Origin of the sequence: Leuconostoc sp. BM2 (assembly GCF_002095565.1) — a bacterium.
GTDB lineage: Bacteria > Bacillota > Bacilli > Lactobacillales > Lactobacillaceae > Leuconostoc > Leuconostoc falkenbergense.
In genome coordinates this window covers 1-688 of record NZ_MOWQ01000115.1, presented here as the reverse complement: position 1 = coordinate 688, position 688 = coordinate 1, and the positions used below count along the sequence as shown (strand labels likewise).

Below are 688 nucleotides of genomic sequence, written 5' to 3'. Positions count from 1 at the left end.
TCAGTGAAATCGTGGCGAGGTTGCGGAATGCAGGCTATTTAGTTGGCAGTAGTAAGAGCAGACCGAATGGGGTGTATTTCATCATCACAGCGCAAGAGTTTTGGGAAACGGTCAACACAATCAAGAAGAGCATTCAAAGCCAACAAGCAACCTTAGACGCTTTGATGATCCATGAAGAAAGATTTACGAGGGAATAAACATGACAGAATTAAGTATTCACGGGTTTAATGCTAATGCAGTCACAGCAACTAAGCCAAGAAAATATACAGCTACCGACTATCTTAAAACTCAACTTATCTTTTTGAAACGTTTGCGTTGTGAATTAGACGAGGAGATGGACAGCAACACCAAAATAGTGACAATGGTTGATATGCAAATTGTTAATATTGAAGCCCAGTATCACGAAATAACAGGCAAGGAGTGGGACGAGGTATGACGCAATCACAACGAGTAGCGGTTAATCACGCTTTAGAAAGTGTGATGAGTGCTAAGAGCCTTATAGACCTAGCGAGATACCAGAAAGAGCCACAGAAACTCATGAGCATGTTATTAAGAGTTGGCACTAACCTTGATGAGATTGAGACACGGTTGCAGACACTCAAAGGCAGGGTGTAACTGTGGATAAGTGGGACTATATCAGACAATATCAACAAGCAGGCGCTTATGTATTTATGGCGTTACCTAATCA

The 688-nt window shown here is 41.7% G+C and carries 2 protein-coding genes and 1 pseudogene; all 3 read left to right on the top strand.

The window, feature by feature from the left end; all coding sequences use genetic code 11:
• Positions 1 to 197, top strand: a pseudogene (locus tag BMG01_RS11530) (MarR family transcriptional regulator); the annotation flags it as partial.
• Between the two features lie 2 nt (positions 198 to 199).
• Complete coding sequence (locus BMG01_RS10710) at positions 200 to 436, top strand: hypothetical protein (protein WP_004915610.1); 237 nt, start codon at positions 200 to 202, stop codon at positions 434 to 436.
• Positions 433 to 615: a hypothetical protein gene (locus BMG01_RS10705; protein WP_036067234.1), complete on the top strand. Its 183-nt coding sequence runs from the start codon at positions 433 to 435 to the stop codon at positions 613 to 615. Before BMG01_RS10710 ends, BMG01_RS10705 begins: the two co-directional genes overlap by 4 nt.
• Positions 616 to 688: the final 73 nt, after the last annotated feature.

What these genes read in the sequence shown, in the direction of transcription:
- BMG01_RS10705 (WP_036067234.1), top strand. Translation starts at nt 433, where the DNA reads ATGACGCAATCACAACGAGTAGCGGTTAATCACGCTTTAGAAAGTGTG.
- BMG01_RS10710 (WP_004915610.1), top strand. Translation starts at nt 200, where the DNA reads ATGACAGAATTAAGTATTCACGGGTTTAATGCTAATGCAGTCACAGCA.